Source organism: Bacteroides salyersiae WAL 10018 = DSM 18765 = JCM 12988 (assembly GCF_000381365.1).
GTDB lineage: Bacteria > Bacteroidota > Bacteroidia > Bacteroidales > Bacteroidaceae > Bacteroides > Bacteroides salyersiae.
Genome location: NZ_KB905468.1, coordinates 217,214 through 235,904 on the forward strand (window position 1 = coordinate 217,214; position 18,691 = coordinate 235,904).

The window sequence follows — 18,691 nt, forward strand, 5'->3', positions numbered from 1 at the left end:
AAAAACAATCGAAAACGAAAAGGGCAAAGTCCTTTCATTAAATATAACAAAGGAAAAACTTGATATAAAAGAGCATAGATAAGTCATACTAAAGAATCATATAGGAAAAGTATATATGGGAATCATATATAAGAATCATACAAAAAACAAATATGCACAACATACAATCGAAAAAACGAGCAAATGCCTCACTGCTCTACGGTAACCGCAGCGGCCTCATTTTTTCTCCGTCAAGCGAACGCCCGCAGTGTAGCGTAAAAAGGGGCGATTGTCTGAGCAAAGCGAGTTCGAGCCCCTTTAGCGAAACGAAGGAAGAGAGTAGGAGAAAAAATGCAGCCTTGATTTTTTCTTTTGGTATCTTTTCTTTTGTATCAAGACAAAAGAAAAGTACACCTCAACACAAACGTTTGCATAACATTTTAAATTACTTCCAATAATCCCAATACATAATATATAAAAAGAATGTCTTATACTTGCATTATCAATCAATCGTCTATAATCAAAATCTAATATATATGACAGTATCGTTTAATATTGAATACCGTACCAACTGGGGAGAAGAAGTAAGGATTACAGGTTCTGCCCCCGAATTGGGAAATAATCAGCCCGAACATTCCATTCCTCTCCATACCGTAGATGGGATTCATTGGACAGTAGAAACTGAAATACAGATTTCCGAAAGAGGAATAGTAGACTATAGCTATCTCATCTGGCAAGACGGAAAAGCAGTTCGTCGTGAATGGGACAGCTTTCCCCGTCGTCTTTATCTTATAGGAGACAGCAAAAAGAGATACCTCATAAATGACAGTTGGAAAAATCTTCCTGAACAGCAATATTTTTATAGCTCGGCTTTCACCGAATCACTTTTGGCGCACCGAAACAGAATGGAAATACCCAAAAGTTATAAAAAGGGGCTGATGATAAAAGCATATGCTCCACGTGTCAACGAAGATTATTGCCTGGCTATTTGTGGTAATCAAAAGATATTGGGGGACTGGAATCCGGATAAAGCGTTATTGATGAGCGATATCAATTTTCCGGAATGGCAAACAGAACTGGATGCCGGTAAACTGAGTTTCCCTATCGAGTACAAATTCGTACTCTACAACAAAAAAGAAAAACATGTCGAAGTATGGGAAAACAATCCCAACCGTTATATGGCAAAGCCGGAACTAAAAGCCAACGAGACACTTGTCATTTCCGACCGTTATGCATACTTTGATATTCCTGCCTGGAAAGGTGCAGGAGTAGCCGTTCCTATTTTCTCACTGAAATCAGAAAAGAGCTTCGGCGTAGGCGACTTTGGCGACCTGAAACGTATGATCGACTGGGCGGTCAGCACCGACCAGAAAGTAGTACAGATACTACCGATCAACGATACTACCATGACGCATACATGGACAGATTCTTATCCATACAACAGTATCTCCATCTATGCATTTCATCCGATGTACGCCGATCTCAAAAGAATGGGTACGTTAAAGAACAAAGAAGCAGCCTCGGCTTTCAACAAAAAACAAAAAGAGCTGAATACACTTCCTACCATCGACTATGAGGCGGTAAATCGGACAAAATGGGAGTATTTCCGCCTTATCTTCCTCCAGGAAGGTGAAAAAGTATTAGCATCCAAAGCTTTCAAAACTTTCTTCGATGCCAATAAGGAATGGCTACAACCCTATGCTGTTTTCAGCTATTTACGTGACGCATTCCAAACGCCTAATTTCCGTGAATGGCCGCGCCATGCCACGTACAATGCAGATGAAATAGAAAAGATGTGCCAACCGGATTCAGTAGATTATCCATTCATCTCTATCTATTTCTATATCCAATTTAATCTTCATCTTCAACTGCTGGAAGCAACCACTTATGCCCGCGAAAACGGTGTAGTACTTAAAGGGGATATTCCTATCGGAATCAGTCGCAACAGTGTAGAAGCTTGGACAGAGCCTTATTATTTCAACCTCAACGGTCAGGCCGGTGCACCGCCCGATGACTTCTCTGTAAACGGACAAAATTGGGGATTTCCTACTTATAATTGGGAAGTGATGGAACAAGACGGTTATAGCTGGTGGATGAAGCGTTTCAAAAAAATGTCCGAATACTTCGACGCTTACCGTATCGACCATATACTCGGATTCTTCCGCATCTGGGAAATACCCATGCATGCAGTTCATGGATTGTTAGGCCAGTTTGTGCCCTCATTGCCCATGAGCCGCGAAGAGATAGAAAGTTACGGATTGCCTTTCCGTGAAGAGTTTTTAAAACCTTATATCCATGAATATTTCCTGGGGCAATTATTCGGTCCACATACCGATTATGTTAAACAGACCTTTATCGAGCCTACCGAAACGTGGGAGGTGTACCGCATGCGTCCCGAATTCGATACCCAACGTAAAGTAGAAGCTTTCTTCACCGGAAAAACCGATGATGACAGCATCTGGATTCGTGACGGACTCTATGCACTTATCAGTGACGTATTGTTTGTACCGGACCGACAAGAAGCCCATAAATATCATCCGCGTATCGGTGTACAGCACGACTTCATCTATCGCTCCTTGAACGATTGGGAAAAAGCCGCTTTCAACCGTTTGTACGATCAATATTACTACCATCGTCACAATCAATTCTGGCAACAACAAGCCATGAAGAAGTTGCCTCAATTGACACAGTCCACCCGCATGCTGGTATGTGGTGAAGATCTTGGTATGATTCCTGATTGCGTAGCCTGGGTGATGAACGATTTACGTATCCTCAGCTTGGAGATACAACGCATGCCTAAAAATCCGGCTTATGAATTCGGACATCTGGATGAGTATCCGTATCGTTCGGTCTGTACCATTTCCACACATGACATGTCGACGCTCCGCGGATGGTGGGAAGAGGACTATCAGCAGACACAAAGGTATTATAATACGATGCTCGGACATTACGGTTCCGCTCCATCGACAGCCACTCCGGAATTGTGCGAAGAGGTAGTACGCAAACATCTGTATAGCAACTCTATCCTTTGCATCCTCTCGTTGCAAGACTGGTTGTCGATAGACGGTAGATGGCGCAATCCGAATGTACAAGAAGAACGTATCAACGTACCTGCCAACCCGCGCCATTATTGGCGTTACCGCATGCATCTGACATTAGAACAACTGATGAAAGCAGAAAGTCTGAATGAAAAAATAAAAGAGCTCGTGAAACAGACCGGAAGAAAACCGGAAAAATAACAGTCCGTTCAACAACAAGTTCATTCTAAAATCATCAATACGCCTTCTCTCGATAAATCAATCCGGAGGAGGCGTTGTTTTTTAATAGATATCCTGTATCTTTGTGTACTTTAAAAAGCAGATAATGAACGACAACACAAATAAACGGATTGATTTTGTAGACCTTACCAAAGGGATCTGCATCATTCTGGTGGTTATGGCACACATTGACGGGGCATTTGCCAAATTCGATGAAAGTTCAATGATATCCTGCTTTCGCATGCCGCTTTATTTTTTTATATCCGGCATCTTCTTTAAATCCTATGAAGGGTTTGCAGGTTTTCTTATCCGCAAAATAAACAAATTGCTCATCCCTTTCACTTTCTTCTATATAACCGCTTTCCTACTAAAATACGTCGTATGGAAAATCGCTCCGGGAGTATTCCATTTACCGGTTCAGTGGAGTGAAATGCTCGTCATCTTCCACGGTCACGACTTGATTAAATTCAATCCGCCTATCTGGTTTCTAATAGCCCTGTTTAACTGTAACATCCTGTTTTACCTGATCCATTTCTTACGCAACAAACATTTGAATTTGATGTTTGCCTCTACCCTGCTCATAGGGGCTGCGGGATTCTATATGGGAAAATATCGCTTCGAACTGCCATTTTACATGGATGTGGCAATGACCGCCCTCCCATTTTATGCAGCCGGATTCTGGATACGGCGTTATAATTTCTTCTTATTTCCTCACCGTTTCGATAAATGGATCCCATTGTTTATGGCAATGGCCCTTACCATCATGTATTTTACCGCTACCACCCCCGGAATGCGTACCAACAGCTATACAGGAAATATCGCTCAATTCTATATAGCCGCGCTTGCCGGCATCTTTATGATCATGCTTTTCTGCAAACGGCTCAAGCACATCTCCGTAATATCCTATCTCGGACGTTATTCGGTCATCACACTCGGCATTCACGGCCCCATACTCCACTTTGGCGGACAATTCGTATCGCGATACATCCACAACGAATGGGTACTCGCCTTTACTTTGTTATTCGTGACCCTTGCCATTTGTATTGTATTGACCCCATTTTTTCTAAAAGTCATGCCGCAAGTAGTAGCACAAAAAGATTTGATTAAAATCAGATAAAGAAAACCCGAGTTTTATTATATCTTTGCAAAAAAGATCATCTTAAAAACATTATCATGAATATAAACAGTTGCCATATACTCCTGAAAAATGTACTTTTCTTTGCCCACCACGGAGTGGCCCCGCAGGAAATGGTTACAGGTAATGAATTTTACATCGATCTAAGGTTAAAAACAGATTTCAAACATGCTGCCGTCACAGACGAGTTAGACGATACAATCAGTTATGCGGACATTTATGCAATACTGAAACAGGAGATGGAAATACCGTCCAAATTATTAGAACATGTATGCGGACGTATCGCGACCAGATTATTTCAAGAGTTTCCGGGCATTGAAGAGATAGAAATCAAGTTGTCAAAAAGAAATCCCCCAATGGGAGCAGACATTGATTCTGCAGGAGTAGAAATGCACTGTACCAGAAGCTAATTTTGCATTCCATTTCATGATTCCAGTATTTATTTCATGCACGAAAAGAGAATATCCGGTAAACATTCTTTTCCTCTCTCTATAAATTCCCGATAAACTACGCATCCGTTTTTCGCTTTACACCAATTTGCTTTTCCGGATTACTTAATAAGAAAAAGTATTTAATTGTGCACATGATAAGAATCATTTAATTTTTATTTTCTATTCCTAAATTTGTAGCAAATGCAAGTCTCAACCCATAAACAATCTCCTGACTACTAATAAAAGTAAAGAAAAAAACATGATAAAAAGCTATATCGTAAAAGAATTGATTAATGAAATGAAAGATAGAATGCCGCAAGATCAAAGTCTGGCAAGTTATCTGATAAATACATTATGCATAGGAAAAGAAGCTGCCTACCGTAGATTACGGGGAGAAGTAGCATTCACTCTTGACGAAATAGCCATAATCTCTTGCAACTTGGGAATATCTATCGACCAGATTATCGGAAACCACTTAGCAAACCGGGTAACTTTTAATATGAATTTATTACATAAATCCGATCTGTTAGAAAGTTATCATGAAATTATAGAGCGCTATCACCAACTCCTCTATCTTATAAAAGGAGATGATAATACTGAAATATATACTGCCTCCAATACAATTCCATTTGTACTCTATTCATCATACGAATACCTCACAAAATTCCGCCTGTGCCAATGGATTTACCAAAACGGAGAAATAAAAGCTCCCAATTCCCTATCTGAAGTACAAATTCCGGAAAAGCTTATTATAGCCCATAAAAGATTAAGTGAAAGTGCAAAAAAAAGTGGAAAGACCTATTTTATATGGGACAACAGTATCTTTCATTCTTTCGTAAAAGAAATACAATACTTTGCCGGACTAAAGCTAATATCTGCAAAGGATGTCATCCAGCTAAAAAAAGAGTTGCAACAACTGCTCACCGATCTGGAATATCTGTCTGTCAAAGGGGAGTTCAATAATGGTAATAAATTATCCATTTATCTGTCAAACATTAATTTTGAAACGACTTACAGCTACATCTCCAAAAAGAACTTTGAGGTCAGCCTTTTCAGCATCTACTCTCTCAATTCCATGGATTCGCAAAATCCTCATATCTGCCAGATGCAAAAGAAATGGATTCAATCTCTGAAACGACATTCTACGCAGATATCAGAAAGTGGAGAAACACAACGTATCGCTTTTCTTGAAAAACAGAAAAACATTATTGCAGCCCTATAATTCACCCCCTTCACTTCCTTCACCATTTCACTACATCCCCTTATTGATGGGCAATACAAGGTGAAGGCGGTATCCCCGTCTCTTATACATCATGCCTAAGACGGCTGAATCGGCTACACAAGTGCACTAAACATCCTAACTGCTTTCCACAAGAACAGTATCAAGAAAGCTTTCACCTCGTATTACCCATCAATAAGGGGATACAACCAGAAGGTGAAGAAGGTGAAAGGGGGAAATCAAACTGAAAAACAAGTTATTTGGGAATATAAATTCTGTCTACTTCACATCAAAATGTCGTTTACAAAAAAAGATATAGCATCTTTCCGAAGAAGCTTGCTACATCTTTTTTTAAAACCCGTTACATCTTTTACTGAAACCTGTTACATCCTTTTTTAAAAGATGCTACATCTTTTTTCTCAAATCCGTTATTTCTTTTTCTTACGCTTATTGACAGATGCCACTGCTTCCGTTACCACCGGTTTGTTCTCGAACCGCTTGGTATATCCGGAATAATCGGGATGAGTCCGTTCATAGTCGGGATCCATAAACAATGGACTGGATATGATATGATCGGCCGTAGAACGGTTACAGCAAAACACGATATTCTCCACGCCGGCCAAGCGGGTCAAGGCTTTAACATCTGTATCGTGAGGTTGCAGTGTCATTGGATCGGTAAAGAAAAACAAATAGTCAATTTCCCCATCCACAATGCGTGATCCCATCTGTTGGTCACCCCCCAACGGACCGGATTTCAAAATAGTAAAATCCCACTCTACATCGGGATGCTTTTCTTTAAGAGCTTCCAAAATCAGTGTTCCGGTCGTCCCCGTACAATAGAACTTATGCCCCATTAACAATTCGGAATTCCAAAGTACCCATTCAATAAGATCTCTCTTCATAGCATCATGTGCCACCAAACCGATCTTTCTAACCAACCTTTTTTCCATTTATGCTATCCTTTAAAGTTAGACAATTGCGAAAAACGCTTGCGCCCTTTCGCATAAAACTGCCACAAGATACAGTTTTTTATCTGTTCGGGAATCGGATTCACATAAGTTTTTCGTAAATTTTCCTCCCGGGCCTTACTAAAATAAGAACGAAGCCGCTTATACTCTTTTCGTGCATGAAGCACCGCCTTGGCATTCCCAAACTGTCCCTTAAGCAAAAATTGAAAGGTAGCGATGTAATCAAGAATCGTACGAACACGCATTACCTCACTTAATTCTTCAGAAGGAAGATTTTTGTAAAGCATGACAAGGTTATTACGAAAATTGAGAAAAGTCTTACGCGGACTCTCTTTTTTCAGTGTTGCCGCACCTACATGATAAACTACGCTTTGCGGAATACAGACAATGCCCCTTCCCCGCGAACGAAGCCGCCAACAAAGGTCGATCTCTTCCATATGCGCAAAAAAACGTGCATCGAGCCCGCCTACATCCGTATAATCCGTCAGACGAATAAACAAAGCAGCCCCCGTAGCCCAAAAGACCGGAACAACGGTATCATATTGTCCTTCATCTCTTTCCGTCGTCCCCATCATGCGCCCCCGGCAAAAAGGATAACCATAACGATCAATGTAGCCACCTGCCGCACCAGCGTATTCAAACATCTGCTTTTGATGCCAACTGCGAATTTTCGGCTGGCAAGCCGCCACTTCGGGATGAGTATCCATATAGGCAACAAGTGGTTCGAGCCAATGTTCCGTTACCTCCACATCCGAATTCAGCAAAACGACATATTCCGCATCTACCTTATTTAAAGCAAGATTATACCCCTCTGCAAAACCGTGATTTTGTTCCAACAGAATCAAACGGACAGCAGGAAATTCCTCCCGCAACATGGTAACAGAAGTATCCGTAGAACCATTATCTGCCACGCATATCTCTATATCGTCTCCATCCGAATAATGAATTACCGACGGAAGAAATGAACGGAGTATCTCACAGCCATTCCAATTCAATATAACAATCGATATCTTTTTCATTTATGATAGAATAGTGCCTTTCAATGCCGTTCCCTCCTCATTAAGTTCACCTAACAAAACATTAACCACTTTATTATCAAGAGAAGGATCATTTTCAACTTCTACCCGTATATAATTAGTAGTAAAACCATGCATCGGCAAACCAGCCTTAGTCTTTTCCATCAAAACAGGCATCACCTGCCCCGTATGACGGACATAAAAAGAGCGCGTTTTCTCATCAGAAAGAGTCAGCAACCTCTGGCTACGTTTATGTTTCTCGTCGGGAGTTACCACATGCTCTATTTTCAGCGCTTGTGTACCCGGACGTTCCGAATAACTGAATACATGAAGCTGTGTCACATCCAGCCCGGCAATAAATTCATAGGCATTTTCAAAGAACTCTCCGGTTTCACCGCGTGTACCCACAATCACATCCACACCGATAAAGGCATCTGGCATTATCTCTTTTATTTTTTTTACTTTAGAAGCAAACAAAGCCGTATCGTAGCGACGGCGCATCAGTTTAAGCACCTCATCACTGCCCGATTGCAAAGGAATATGAAAATGAGGCATAAAACGACGGGAACGGGATACAAATTCTATAATCTCATCTGTCAACAAGTTCGGTTCGATGGAAGAAATACGATAGCGCTCAATGCCTTCCACTTCATCAAGGGCTTTCACCAAATCAAAAAAAGTTTCTCCGGTCGTCTTACCGAAATCACCGATATTCACACCGGTAAGCACAATCTCCTTACCGCCTTCGGCAGCAGCCTGACAAGCTTGCTCCACCATCGAAGCAATCGTTCCGTTTCTGCTACGCCCACGAGCAAAAGGAATGGTACAATAAGAACAAAAATAATCGCAGCCATCCTGTACCTTCAGAAAAAAGCGGGTACGATCTCCCCGCGAACAAGACGGTGCAAACGAACGGATATCTTTGGTTGCCGTAGTATAAGCTTCTCCTTCTCCATGCTTCTGCAAATCACCTAAATATTGAAGCAAATCTTTTTTCTGTTCAGCACCCAATACCACATCTACACCCTCAATCTTCGCCACGTCACCCGGCTTAAGCTGTGCATAACATCCTGTGACCACAACAAAAGCGCCCGGATGCTGTTTCACCAGTCTATGGATAGCTTGACGACACTTCTTATCCGCCATTTCGGTCACCGAACATGTATTCACAACACAGATATCCGCATGTTCTCCCTTACGAGCCGTACGTACACCTGCTTCCCGCAAAATCTTACCAATAGTCGAGGTCTCAGAAAAATTCAACTTACAGCCTAACGTATAGTAAACAGCTGTCTTATTTTGAAATACAGTGGTATCTATCATATTTTAATAAACGCATATTTGTGACAAAGTTACATATTATATAAGAAAAGTAATGCATTCTATGTGAATTAAGGATTAAAAACAGAGAATTAAGCGTTTACTTAAATTAAAAAATTTAACCTCCGCACAGTGGTTAAATCTTATTTTTTGGTTCCTAATTAAATTATTATTCCTATTTTTGCACAGTTTACTAAAAAACGTGCAATGATAAAAGAGAATTTCATCAAATTATACGAGAACAGTTTTCACGAAAATTGGGATTTACCTTGTTATACCGATTATGGTGACAACATCAGTTATACCTATGGGCAAGTTGCCGAAGAGATAGCCCGCCTTCACCTGCTGTTCAAACATTGTAGCCTGCGACGTGGTGACAAAATTGCGGTTATCGGAAAAAACAATGCCCGTTGGTGCATTGCTTACATGGCCACAATTACTTATGGGGCCATTATTGTTCCCATCCTTCAGGATTTCAATCCGAGCGACGTACACCACATTGTCAATCATTCCGAATCCGTATTCCTTTTCACCAGTGACAGCATCTGGGAAAATCTGGAAGAAGAAAAACTCACAGGACTTCGTGGAGTATTTTCTTTATCAGACTTCCGCTGTCTATATCAGCGGGATGGAGAAACCATACAGAAATTCATCAAACATCTGGATGAAGAGATGCATCACACCTATCCCAAAGGATTCCACCGCGAAAACGTACAATATACCACGCTTTCCAATGACAAGGTAATGCTATTGAACTATACTTCCGGCACTACCGGTTTCAGTAAGGGAGTAATGTTAACCGGAAACAATCTGGCAGGCAACGTTACTTTCGGTATCCGTACCGAGCTACTGAAAAAAGGAGATAAAGTACTTTCTTTCCTCCCACTGGCACATGCCTATGGCTGTGCTTTCGACTTCTTGACAGCTACAGCTGTAGGCACCCATGTCACACTGCTCGGCAAAACCCCCTCTCCGAAAATCATCATGAAAGCTTTCGAAGAAGTGAAACCCAATTTGATTATCACTGTTCCGCTCGTTATTGAGAAAATATATAAAAACACCATTCAACCTCTCATTAATAAGAAAGGAATGAAATGGGCACTCAGCATTCCACTACTCGACGGACAGATTTATGCACAGATCCGTAAAAAACTGATCGATGCTCTGGGAGGACGTTTCAAAGAAATAATCATTGGCGGAGCGGCTATGAATCCGGAAGTGGAGGAATTTTTCCATAAAATAAAATTTCCGTTTACCATCGGATACGGAATGACAGAATGTGGTCCGCTCATCAGCTACGCACCATGGAACGAATTTATCCCAACCTCTTCCGGTAAGATACTCGACATTATGGAAGCACGCATCTATAAAGAAAATCCGGAAGCGGAAACCGGAGAAATTCAAGTACGCGGCGAAAATGTAATGACCGGCTATTACAAAAACCCGGAAGCAACCCAAGAGGTATTCACCGAAGATGGCTGGTTGCGCACCGGTGACTTGGGAACAATGGATGCCAATGGCAATATCTTTATACGCGGACGTTTGAAAACAATGATTCTGAGTTCAAGCGGGCAAAATATATTCCCGGAAGAAATTGAAGCCAAACTGAATAACTTGCCTTTCATTCTTGAAAGCCTTATTATCGAACGAAACAAAAAGTTAGTGGCTTTGGTATATGCAGATTATGAATCATTAGATTCGTTAGGACTCAACCAACCGGAGAATTTAAAAACGATCATGGATGAAAACCTGAAGAATCTAAATGCAAGCGTAGCCAACTATGAGAAGATAAGCCAGATCCAACTCTATCCCACGGAATTTGAAAAAACTCCTAAAAGAAGTATTAAACGCTACTTATACAATAGCATAGCAGTAAACTAACCATGTTGTAAAACATATTGTGAGACAAATAGAAAGCGATCTTCGAAAAAAAATATAAAAAAAGTTGGTATATCGAGAACAACGTATTCCAAAAGTCTATATCTTTGCAGCGTTTTAATAAGCAATTGATTGTATTATAGATTAAAAAGCAAAGAAAATGAAAAAATTAGTTTTAATGTTCGCAGCTATCGCAGCAGTATCGTTGGCATCTTGTGGTAATAAAGCAGCTGATGCAGCAAAAGCAGAAGCAGACTCTATCCGTATCGCTGATTCACTTGAAGCAGTAGAAGCAGCTGCAGCTGAAGCAGCCGCAGCAATTGATACAGTAGAAGTAGTTGATAGCGTAGCAGTAACAGAAACTGTAGCTGAATAATTTCTACAGTTTAGAGAGAATTGAAAGTCTGACGTGAAAAATCACGGACAGACTTTTTTTATGTTCCCTTTCCCAATAAAATATCAAGGAAGCACAACGAATAAGTGATAAAAAAACGTGTAAAAGGACACAATAAAAGATTATATAAAAAGAAAAGCCTGTTTTTGAGAGAACAGGCTTTTCTTTTTATATAATAAGTATCTTATTATTCAGCAACTACCTCAAAAGGAATTTCTACAGCAACTTCCTTATGCAGTTTAACGACAGCTTTGTAAGAACCAACTTCTTTCACAGCATCTTTCACTACGATAATCTTTCTGTCTACTTCATGACCCAATTTAGCCAATGCCTCAGCAATTTGGATATTACTTACAGAACCAAAGATTGTACCCGTAGAGCTAACCTTAGTAGCAATAGTCAAAGATACACCTTCCAACTTAGCAGCCATAGCTTCAGCATCTTTCTTGATCTTTTCAAGTTTGTGAGCACGCTGTTTCAGTTCTTCAGCCAACATTTTTTTTGCAGAAGGAGAAGCAATAATGGCTTTTCCAGTCGGGATCAAATAATTACGACCATAACCAGACTTAACAGTTACGATGTCATTCTTATAACCCAAATTTACTACGTCTTCTTTCAATATAATTTCCATACTTTTCCTCCTTCTTATTTCATCATGTCAGTTACATAAGGCAACAATGCCAAGTGACGTGCTCTCTTCACAGCCTGCGCAATACGACGTTGGAACTTCAAAGAAGTACCAGTAATACGGCGAGGAAGGATTTTTCCCTGTTCATTCAAGAATTTCTTCAAGAATTCAGGATCTTTGTAGTCGATATAACGGATACCACTTTTTTTGAAACGGCAGTATTTTTTCTTCTTTACGTCTACTGAAGGCGGAGTCAAATATCTGATTTCTGATTGAACTTGTTGTGCCATGATTAATCCTCCTTTTTGCTTGATTTAACACTTCTTCTTTTAGCAGCATACTCTGCAGCGTACTTATCCATCTTGAAAGTCAAGAAACGGATCACGCGTTCGTCACGACGAAAATTCAGTTCCAACTTGTCGATAACAGTAGGATCTGCATTGAACTCGATCAACTGATAAAAACCTGTAGACTTCTTCTGGATAGGATAAGCCAACTTCTTCAGTCCCCAGTTCTCTTCATTAATAATCTCAGCCCCTTCAGCCTGAAGAATGCCTTTGAATTTTTCTACCGCTTCCTTCATCTGAACATCAGACAAAACGGGAGTTAAAATGAAAACGGTTTCGTATTGATTCATACTCGTTTAATTAAATAAATAATTTATTTGATTTAAAAATGCGGGTGCAAAGTTAGACATTTTATTTTGAACAACAAACATTTAATCTTTTTTTATACCCGGAAAATAGGATTTATCGAAGAAGCATCCTACCTTTGCAAAGTTGTTGAAACAATAATTTCATGATAGAACAGTTTAACTTTGACATCCGACTTATTTTTGCCATTTTGAATGGCAAAGTCTCTGCTGCTATTAACCGAAAGCTGTACCGTAACTTCCGCCAAGGCGGTTTGGAAATCAGTCCAGAACAATGGACCGTACTCATTTTTCTTTGGGAAAAAGACGGTGTGACCCAGCAAGAGTTGTGTAATGCAACTTTTAAAGATAAGCCAAGCATGACCCGGCTGATAGACAATATGGAACGTCAGCATCTTGTAGTTCGCATCTCAGACAAGAAAGACCGCCGTACCAACCTCATCCACTTAACAAAAACCGGTAAGGAACTGGAAGAAAAGGCACGTCTTATAGCCAACCGGACTCTCATGGAAGCCTTACAAGGTATTACCGTTGAAGAGCTAAGCGTCAGCCAGGAAGTTCTGAGAAAAATATTCTTTAATACCAAAGATTAGATGTTTATAAATATGCAAAAACTGACTATTTACACTGAATAATAGTTTTTTTGCATAAATAATTTCGCCCGTTAAAGAATTATGCTTTAATTTGTGGCTAAGAATAAAATAATCTATAAAAATACACACACATGAAAGGCTTATTAAAGAATTTAGGATTAATATTGATCTTGGCTGGAGTAATCATCTTGATTGCTTGTTCTTTTACTGGCAATGTAAACAACAATGCCATCTTAGGAACTTCTGTAGTCTTGGTAGTTTTAGGTCTTATCTCTTATATTGTAATCAACAAGAGAATCGCAGATTGATATTAATGGAAATAAAAAAGTCCGGGAATGAATATTCCCGGACTTTTTTATTTTATCCTCCGTTTAGTTTTCAACTTCAGGAGTAATCAGTTTGTACCCTTTTCCGTGAATATTGATAATCTCGATAGAGTCATCTTCTTTCAAATGTTTACGCAATTTAGTGATGTATACATCCATACTGCGAGCATTGAAATAGTTATCATCAATCCAGATAGTCTTTAAAGCGAAATCACGTTGCAAGATTTCATTTGCATGTGCACAAAGCAAACCAAGTAATTCCGATTCTTTTGTAGTCAGTTTCGTTTGCTTCCCTTCCGAGGCAAGAATTTGTTTCTGTGTATCGAAAGTAAACTTACCGATTTTATAGATATTACTTTCTTTGTTCTTCTTTCCACGCACACGTCTCAAGATAGCCTCGATTCTGAAAGTCAGTTCTTCCATACTGAAAGGTTTGGTTATGTAGTCATCCGCACCAATCTTAAAACCTTCCAAAATATCTTCTTTCAGTGTTTTTGCTGTCAGAAAAATAATAGGAATTTCCGCATTTGCAGCACGTACATCCTGCGCCAATGTAAATCCGTCTTTCTTAGGCATCATTACATCAAACACACACAAATCATACTTATTCTTCAAGAAAGCCTTATAACCAGCTTCTCCATCCGGATACAACTCAGCAGAATAACCTTTTGCCTGTAAATATTCTCTTAAAAGCATGCCAAGATTCTCGTCATCTTCGCATAATAAAATACGCAGTTTCTCGTCCATATCATTAATTTTTTAATAAAGGTAATGCAATAATAAATTTTGTTCCCACATTCAATTCGCTCTCGGCACGGATAGTTCCCTTATGATCCTGAATAATCTTCTTCACATAGGCTAACCCTAATCCGAATCCTTTTACATCGTGCAGATTACCTGTATGCACGCGATAGAACTTATCAAATACCTTTTTAAGGTTTTCTTTTTTTATACCGATACCGTTATCCTGTATAGAAATCATCAACTTTCCCGGTTCATTCCAAGTTCTGACATTTAGCAACAGGTCCTCTTCCGGCTTCTTATACTTCACCGCATTGTCCATCAAATTGAAGATCACATTGGTGATATGCATTTCATCTGCAAATATAACAGGATCAGTGGCCTCAAGGTTCGATGTTATCTTACCATTATATCGTTCCACCTTTAAAGTGAAAGTATTTATCACCCCTGTTATCAACTCGTTCGCATCGATTTCCTTCATCTTAAGCGTTGCTTTCTGCCGGTCGAACATTGACATCTGAAGCACTTTTTCCACTTGGAAACGCAGTCGCTTCGTCTCATCATTGATCACTCCCGATATATGCTGGAACATCTGTGGAGACTTGCCCACCGCAGGATCTTTCAGCATTTGTGCTGCCAGCGAGATAGTCGATATCGGCGTCTTAAACTCATGTGTCATATTGTTGATAAAATCGTTCTTCATTTCTGTCAGTTTCTTCTGACGGAAAACAATATACAACGTGAAAATAAACGTTATCAACAACACGAAAGTAAATATCATAGATGGAATCATAAAACTCACCGAATCAAAAATATAATCTTTTTTTCCGGGAAAGTGCACTTTTACAATACTCATCTTGGCCGGCGGATCGTTCTGAAAAAGAGGTTGGGTATAAGAGTCCTCGCTTCCTTTCATTTCAAAATCCGCACAACGGTATACTTCTCGTCCATCTTTATCGATTACTGTAAAGTGGTAAGGCAATTCTATACCATTATTAAGTAGGGCCGACTTCAAGTAATCATCCAAATCCTTAAATCTTACGCGTTCGCCTATCGACTTGTCACTGGCACGATAAACCATTTGCAATGCTACTTCGTCAAGCAAAACCCGTTGATACATATAACGATTCTTAACCGCATCGAGCAATGACTTCGATGTTTTCGGAATCGTATTTCCACCATGCCTGCGTGAAATCATCATTTTGGGTAACTCCGACGGTTTGTTCGTCATCACTTTCAATTCAAAGTCCGTCATTATTCTTCCATCCGGTGATTTCACCGTAAAACGTTGCGTCTGCTGAACCAAATCCTCTCCTTGTATAGTAGAAGAAGCTGTCAGTGCTTTCCGTTCGGCTTCAGAAATATCCTCTCTCAGCCAACGGTCCGTCTCCGCAAATTCCACATCTTTTGATACCTGATACAGACTATTCCGCACAGAATTATCAAATTGTTCTTTGCGCATCTTTACCATTGCCTCTATATAACTCACTTGCAAGTAAAGTAATCCGAGGAAGGAAAGACCCATTACAATACCTAATATCCAGATTGTTGACTTTTTCATAGCAACAAAATTAACACTCCCTAATTAACACGCCTAACACATTAACCTGTTTTAACCGTACATTCTCGTAAATTAACCGAAAGGCGATATTTAGCTCATGTTCTGACGACTATAACAAAACATTCTACCCTTTGGTTTGCAAATTTAATAAAAAATTAAATCTTTCTCTTGAATAATTCCACTTTTCTTAATCATTGTTAAGTAAAAAAGCCGCTTCTCTTTCAAAAGAAAGAAAAGCGGCTAAAGCATTATAAACGAATAATAATTACTCCTCTACCTGTTTGGCTTCGAAGTCCTTAATTAACTTATCCTGTACATCGGAAGGTACCAGTTCGTAACTTGCGAATTTCATAATAAACGAAGCACGCCCACCAGTCAAAGAACTCAAGGCCGTAGAGTAAGAAGCCATCTCTTTGAGAGGCACTTTAGCTATGAGTTTCTCAAATCCCTTCTCACTGCTCATGCCCATAATCATAGCACGGCGTCCTTGCAAATCGCCCATTACATCACCCATCTTATCCGACGGAACAAATACTTCCACATCATAAATAGGTTCCAGAATTTTCGGACCGGCATTCTTAAAGGCTTCACTAAACGCGTTACGTCCCGCCAGCATAAAAGAAATTTCATTGGAATCTACCGGGTGCATTTTTCCATCATACACAATCACACGTACATCACGGGCATACGAACCGGTCAACGGCCCTTGCTCCATGCGTGCCATCACTCCCTTCAAGATAGCAGGTAAAAAACGGGCATCGATAGAACCTCCGACGATACTATTGACAAAAACCAATTTTCCTCCCCATTCCAATGGTACCTCTTCAGTACCTTTTACATTGATCTTAAATTCCTGCCCGTTAAATTTGTAAGTATCCGGCACAGGCATTCCTTCCTTGTATGGTTCAACAATAAGATGTACCTCACCAAACTGGCCTGCACCTCCGGATTGCTTTTTATGGCGATAATCGGCACGGGCAGCCTTGGTTATCGTTTCGCGATAAGGTATCTTCGGCTCTTCAAATTTCACCTGAAGTTTTTCATTATTTTCCAGGCGCCATTTCAAAGTACGCAGATGGAATTCTCCCTGTCCGTGTACAATCGTCTGCTTCAATTCCTTAGACTGCTCAACCACCCAAGTCGGATCTTCTTCACGCATACGGTTTAGAATACTCATCATCTTCTCCACATCAGCCTCATTGACAGGTTTGATGGCACGTGAATATTTCGAGTTGGGATATTTGATAAAATTAAATTTATAATCACAATCCTTACCATCCAGCGTATTACCGGTTTTAACATCTTTCAATTTTACAGTAGCTCCGATATCACCGGCTAAAAGTTCCTCCACTTTAATACGATTGGAACCAGCTACCACATAAAGCTGCGCCATACGCTCTTTTGATCCACGGTCGGCATTAACCAAATCATCGCCTTCGTGCACTTTTCCACTCATTACTTTAAAATAAGACACCTCTCCGATATGAGGTTCGACACTGGTTTTAAAGAAATAGAGGGAAGTAGGGCCATTAGCATCGGGTGCCACCTCTTTGCCTTCGGTGTTCGTTACTTTAGGCATTTCAGAAACGAACGGAACAACATTACCCAAAAACTCCATTAAACGGCGTACACCCATATCCTTACCCGCACATACACAGAAGACAGGGAACATTCCACGAGCCGCAAGCCCTTTACGGATTCCTTCACGCATTTCATCTTCGGTCAATGAATCCTGTTCAAAGAATTTTTCCATCAGTCCCTCATCATTTTCGGCAGCTGCTTCTACAAGCGCCTTGTGCAATTCCATAGCCTTATCCATTTCTTCGGCCGGAACATCCTCAATGATAGGAGCACCTCCTTCGGGTTTCCATGAATACTTCTTCATCAACAGAACATCGATAAGGGCGTTAAAGCCGGGACCTGTAGCAATAGGATACTGGATAGGAACAACTTTTGAGCCATAAGCCTCTCTTAACTGTTCCAAGATATTATCATAGTCGCATTTATCATTATCAAGCTGGTTGACAAGGAAAATAACGGGTTTATTCAATTTTTCAGTGTAACGGAAATGATTCTGTGTACCGACTTCGATGCCATATTGGCCATTAAGAAGAAGAATTGCTGTATCGGTCACATTAAGTGCAGTAACTGTGCCTCCTACAAAGTCGTCCGAACCCGGACAGTCTATCATATTCAGCTTTTTATTGTTCCATTCTACATGGAATACGGTAGAGAAAACGGAGTAGCCATACTCTTGTTCAACAGGGAAATAATCACTAACTGTATTTTTTGCGGCAATTGTTCCGCGACGTTTTATAACACCACTCTCGAAAAGCATTGCTTCCACGAGAGTGGTTTTCCCAGAGCCAGAACTTCCCAATAAGGCGATGTTCTTAATTTCGTTAGTCTGATATACCTTCATAATATATAAGATTTAAATGAATTACTCAGTATGTTCTCGCATACCATTATTTTAGTGTGGCGCAAATTAGGAATTAATAAGGGGAAAAGCAACAAAGAGCACTGTGTTACTAAACAATGTTATGTAACACGTTATGGAAATAAACAAAACGGGAAGAAACTGTTCGCAGAG

The 18,691-nt window shown here is 40.1% G+C and carries 17 protein-coding genes; 8 read left to right on the plus strand and 9 right to left on the minus strand.

Annotation, left to right across the window (positions count from 1 at the left end):
* Positions 1-515: 515 nt before the first annotated feature.
* The 4 genes from HMPREF1532_RS18755 (at position 516) to HMPREF1532_RS18770 (ending at position 6,024) form a co-directional block, all read left to right on the plus strand.
* On the plus strand, positions 516-3,218 hold the full coding sequence (locus tag HMPREF1532_RS18755) for a 4-alpha-glucanotransferase (protein ID WP_025818998.1): 2,703 nt from the start codon (positions 516-518) through the stop codon (positions 3,216-3,218).
* 124 nt (positions 3,219-3,342) lie between these two features.
* Positions 3,343-4,353, plus strand: coding sequence for an acyltransferase family protein (locus tag HMPREF1532_RS18760; protein ID WP_005933530.1), 1,011 nt, complete (start codon positions 3,343-3,345; stop codon positions 4,351-4,353).
* 56 nt (positions 4,354-4,409) lie between these two features.
* On the plus strand, positions 4,410-4,781 hold the full coding sequence (folB, locus tag HMPREF1532_RS18765) for a dihydroneopterin aldolase (protein ID WP_005933534.1): 372 nt from the start codon (positions 4,410-4,412) through the stop codon (positions 4,779-4,781).
* Positions 4,782-5,064: 283 nt separating this feature from the next.
* Complete coding sequence (locus HMPREF1532_RS18770) at positions 5,065-6,024, plus strand: hypothetical protein (RefSeq protein WP_044097587.1); 960 nt, start codon at positions 5,065-5,067, stop codon at positions 6,022-6,024.
* 425 nt (positions 6,025-6,449) lie between these two features.
* Here HMPREF1532_RS18770 and HMPREF1532_RS18775 read toward each other — a convergent pair whose 3' ends face one another.
* From HMPREF1532_RS18775 to mtaB, 3 genes are read right to left on the minus strand one after another with little or no spacing between them, the layout of a single operon-like run.
* Entirely contained in the window at positions 6,450-6,971 is a 522-nt protein-coding gene (locus HMPREF1532_RS18775; RefSeq protein WP_005933538.1) for a methylglyoxal synthase, read from the minus strand.
* 5 nt (positions 6,972-6,976) lie between these two features.
* Positions 6,977-8,008 carry a glycosyltransferase family 2 protein gene (locus HMPREF1532_RS18780; RefSeq protein WP_005933540.1) on the minus strand — a complete coding sequence of 344 codons (1,032 nt, stop codon included), beginning with the start codon at positions 8,006-8,008 and terminating at the stop codon, positions 6,977-6,979.
* The gene (gene mtaB / locus HMPREF1532_RS18785; protein WP_005933542.1) at positions 8,009-9,328 is read right to left on the minus strand and encodes a tRNA (N(6)-L-threonylcarbamoyladenosine(37)-C(2))-methylthiotransferase MtaB; all 1,320 of its coding nucleotides are present in this window, start codon (positions 9,326-9,328) and stop codon (positions 8,009-8,011) included.
* Between the two features lie 204 nt (positions 9,329-9,532).
* On the opposite strand from mtaB, the gene HMPREF1532_RS18790 reads away from it, so the two are divergent.
* Both HMPREF1532_RS18790 and HMPREF1532_RS18795 read left to right on the plus strand, forming a co-directional pair.
* Positions 9,533-11,206 carry a long-chain fatty acid--CoA ligase gene (locus HMPREF1532_RS18790; protein ID WP_005933546.1) on the plus strand — a complete coding sequence of 558 codons (1,674 nt, stop codon included), beginning with the start codon at positions 9,533-9,535 and terminating at the stop codon, positions 11,204-11,206.
* Positions 11,207-11,363: 157 nt separating this feature from the next.
* Positions 11,364-11,579 carry a hypothetical protein gene (locus HMPREF1532_RS18795; RefSeq protein WP_005933549.1) on the plus strand — a complete coding sequence of 72 codons (216 nt, stop codon included), beginning with the start codon at positions 11,364-11,366 and terminating at the stop codon, positions 11,577-11,579.
* Positions 11,580-11,784: 205 nt separating this feature from the next.
* Here HMPREF1532_RS18795 and rplI read toward each other — a convergent pair whose 3' ends face one another.
* Genes rplI through rpsF form a run of 3 tightly spaced genes read right to left on the minus strand, consistent with a single transcriptional unit; the run spans position 11,785 to position 12,862 of the window.
* On the minus strand, positions 11,785-12,228 hold the full coding sequence (gene rplI, locus HMPREF1532_RS18800) for a 50S ribosomal protein L9 (RefSeq protein ID WP_005933552.1): 444 nt from the start codon (positions 12,226-12,228) through the stop codon (positions 11,785-11,787).
* Positions 12,229-12,242: 14 nt separating this feature from the next.
* On the minus strand, positions 12,243-12,515 hold the full coding sequence (rpsR, locus tag HMPREF1532_RS18805; RefSeq protein WP_002562536.1) for a 30S ribosomal protein S18: 273 nt from the start codon (positions 12,513-12,515) through the stop codon (positions 12,243-12,245).
* Positions 12,516-12,517: 2 nt separating this feature from the next.
* Complete coding sequence (gene rpsF / locus HMPREF1532_RS18810) at positions 12,518-12,862, minus strand: 30S ribosomal protein S6 (protein WP_002562537.1); 345 nt, start codon at positions 12,860-12,862, stop codon at positions 12,518-12,520.
* Positions 12,863-13,023: 161 nt separating this feature from the next.
* On the opposite strand from rpsF, the gene HMPREF1532_RS18815 reads away from it, so the two are divergent.
* Together HMPREF1532_RS18815 and HMPREF1532_RS21575 are read left to right on the plus strand one after the other, a co-directional pair.
* On the plus strand, positions 13,024-13,470 hold the full coding sequence (locus tag HMPREF1532_RS18815; RefSeq protein WP_005933559.1) for a MarR family winged helix-turn-helix transcriptional regulator: 447 nt from the start codon (positions 13,024-13,026) through the stop codon (positions 13,468-13,470).
* A gap of 131 nt (positions 13,471-13,601) precedes the next feature.
* Entirely contained in the window at positions 13,602-13,778 is a 177-nt protein-coding gene (locus HMPREF1532_RS21575) for a hypothetical protein (RefSeq protein WP_005933561.1), read from the plus strand.
* A 63-nt stretch (positions 13,779-13,841) separates the two neighbouring features.
* On the opposite strand, the gene rprY is transcribed toward HMPREF1532_RS21575, so the two are convergent.
* From rprY to HMPREF1532_RS18830, 3 genes are all read right to left on the minus strand, one after another.
* Positions 13,842-14,543, minus strand: a complete 702-nt coding sequence (rprY, locus tag HMPREF1532_RS18820; protein WP_002562540.1) for a response regulator transcription factor RprY — start codon at positions 14,541-14,543, stop codon at positions 13,842-13,844.
* A gap of 4 nt (positions 14,544-14,547) precedes the next feature.
* Positions 14,548-16,098 carry a sensor histidine kinase gene (locus tag HMPREF1532_RS18825; RefSeq protein WP_005933563.1) on the minus strand — a complete coding sequence of 517 codons (1,551 nt, stop codon included), beginning with the start codon at positions 16,096-16,098 and terminating at the stop codon, positions 14,548-14,550.
* 265 nt (positions 16,099-16,363) lie between these two features.
* On the minus strand, positions 16,364-18,520 hold the full coding sequence (locus tag HMPREF1532_RS18830; RefSeq protein WP_005933566.1) for an elongation factor G: 2,157 nt from the start codon (positions 18,518-18,520) through the stop codon (positions 16,364-16,366).
* Positions 18,521-18,691: the final 171 nt, after the last annotated feature.

Excerpts from the sequence above, each read along its gene's own strand:
- HMPREF1532_RS18755 (WP_025818998.1), top strand. The coding sequence starts at position 516 with ATGACAGTATCGTTTAATATTGAATACCGTACCAACTGGGGAGAAGAA.
- HMPREF1532_RS18760 (WP_005933530.1), top strand. The coding sequence starts at position 3,343 with ATGAACGACAACACAAATAAACGGATTGATTTTGTAGACCTTACCAAA.
- folB (WP_005933534.1), top strand. The coding sequence starts at position 4,410 with ATGAATATAAACAGTTGCCATATACTCCTGAAAAATGTACTTTTCTTT.
- HMPREF1532_RS18775 (WP_005933538.1), bottom strand. The coding sequence starts at position 6,971 with ATGGAAAAAAGGTTGGTTAGAAAGATCGGTTTGGTGGCACATGATGCT.
- HMPREF1532_RS18780 (WP_005933540.1), bottom strand. The coding sequence starts at position 8,008 with ATGAAAAAGATATCGATTGTTATATTGAATTGGAATGGCTGTGAGATA.
- mtaB (WP_005933542.1), bottom strand. The coding sequence starts at position 9,328 with ATGATAGATACCACTGTATTTCAAAATAAGACAGCTGTTTACTATACG.
- HMPREF1532_RS18790 (WP_005933546.1), top strand. The coding sequence starts at position 9,533 with ATGATAAAAGAGAATTTCATCAAATTATACGAGAACAGTTTTCACGAA.
- HMPREF1532_RS18795 (WP_005933549.1), top strand. The coding sequence starts at position 11,364 with ATGAAAAAATTAGTTTTAATGTTCGCAGCTATCGCAGCAGTATCGTTG.
- rplI (WP_005933552.1), bottom strand. The coding sequence starts at position 12,228 with ATGGAAATTATATTGAAAGAAGACGTAGTAAATTTGGGTTATAAGAAT.
- rpsR (WP_002562536.1), bottom strand. The coding sequence starts at position 12,515 with ATGGCACAACAAGTTCAATCAGAAATCAGATATTTGACTCCGCCTTCA.
- rpsF (WP_002562537.1), bottom strand. The coding sequence starts at position 12,862 with ATGAATCAATACGAAACCGTTTTCATTTTAACTCCCGTTTTGTCTGAT.
- HMPREF1532_RS18815 (WP_005933559.1), top strand. The coding sequence starts at position 13,024 with ATGATAGAACAGTTTAACTTTGACATCCGACTTATTTTTGCCATTTTG.
- HMPREF1532_RS21575 (WP_005933561.1), top strand. The coding sequence starts at position 13,602 with ATGAAAGGCTTATTAAAGAATTTAGGATTAATATTGATCTTGGCTGGA.
- rprY (WP_002562540.1), bottom strand. The coding sequence starts at position 14,543 with ATGGACGAGAAACTGCGTATTTTATTATGCGAAGATGACGAGAATCTT.
- HMPREF1532_RS18825 (WP_005933563.1), bottom strand. The coding sequence starts at position 16,098 with ATGAAAAAGTCAACAATCTGGATATTAGGTATTGTAATGGGTCTTTCC.
- HMPREF1532_RS18830 (WP_005933566.1), bottom strand. The coding sequence starts at position 18,520 with ATGAAGGTATATCAGACTAACGAAATTAAGAACATCGCCTTATTGGGA.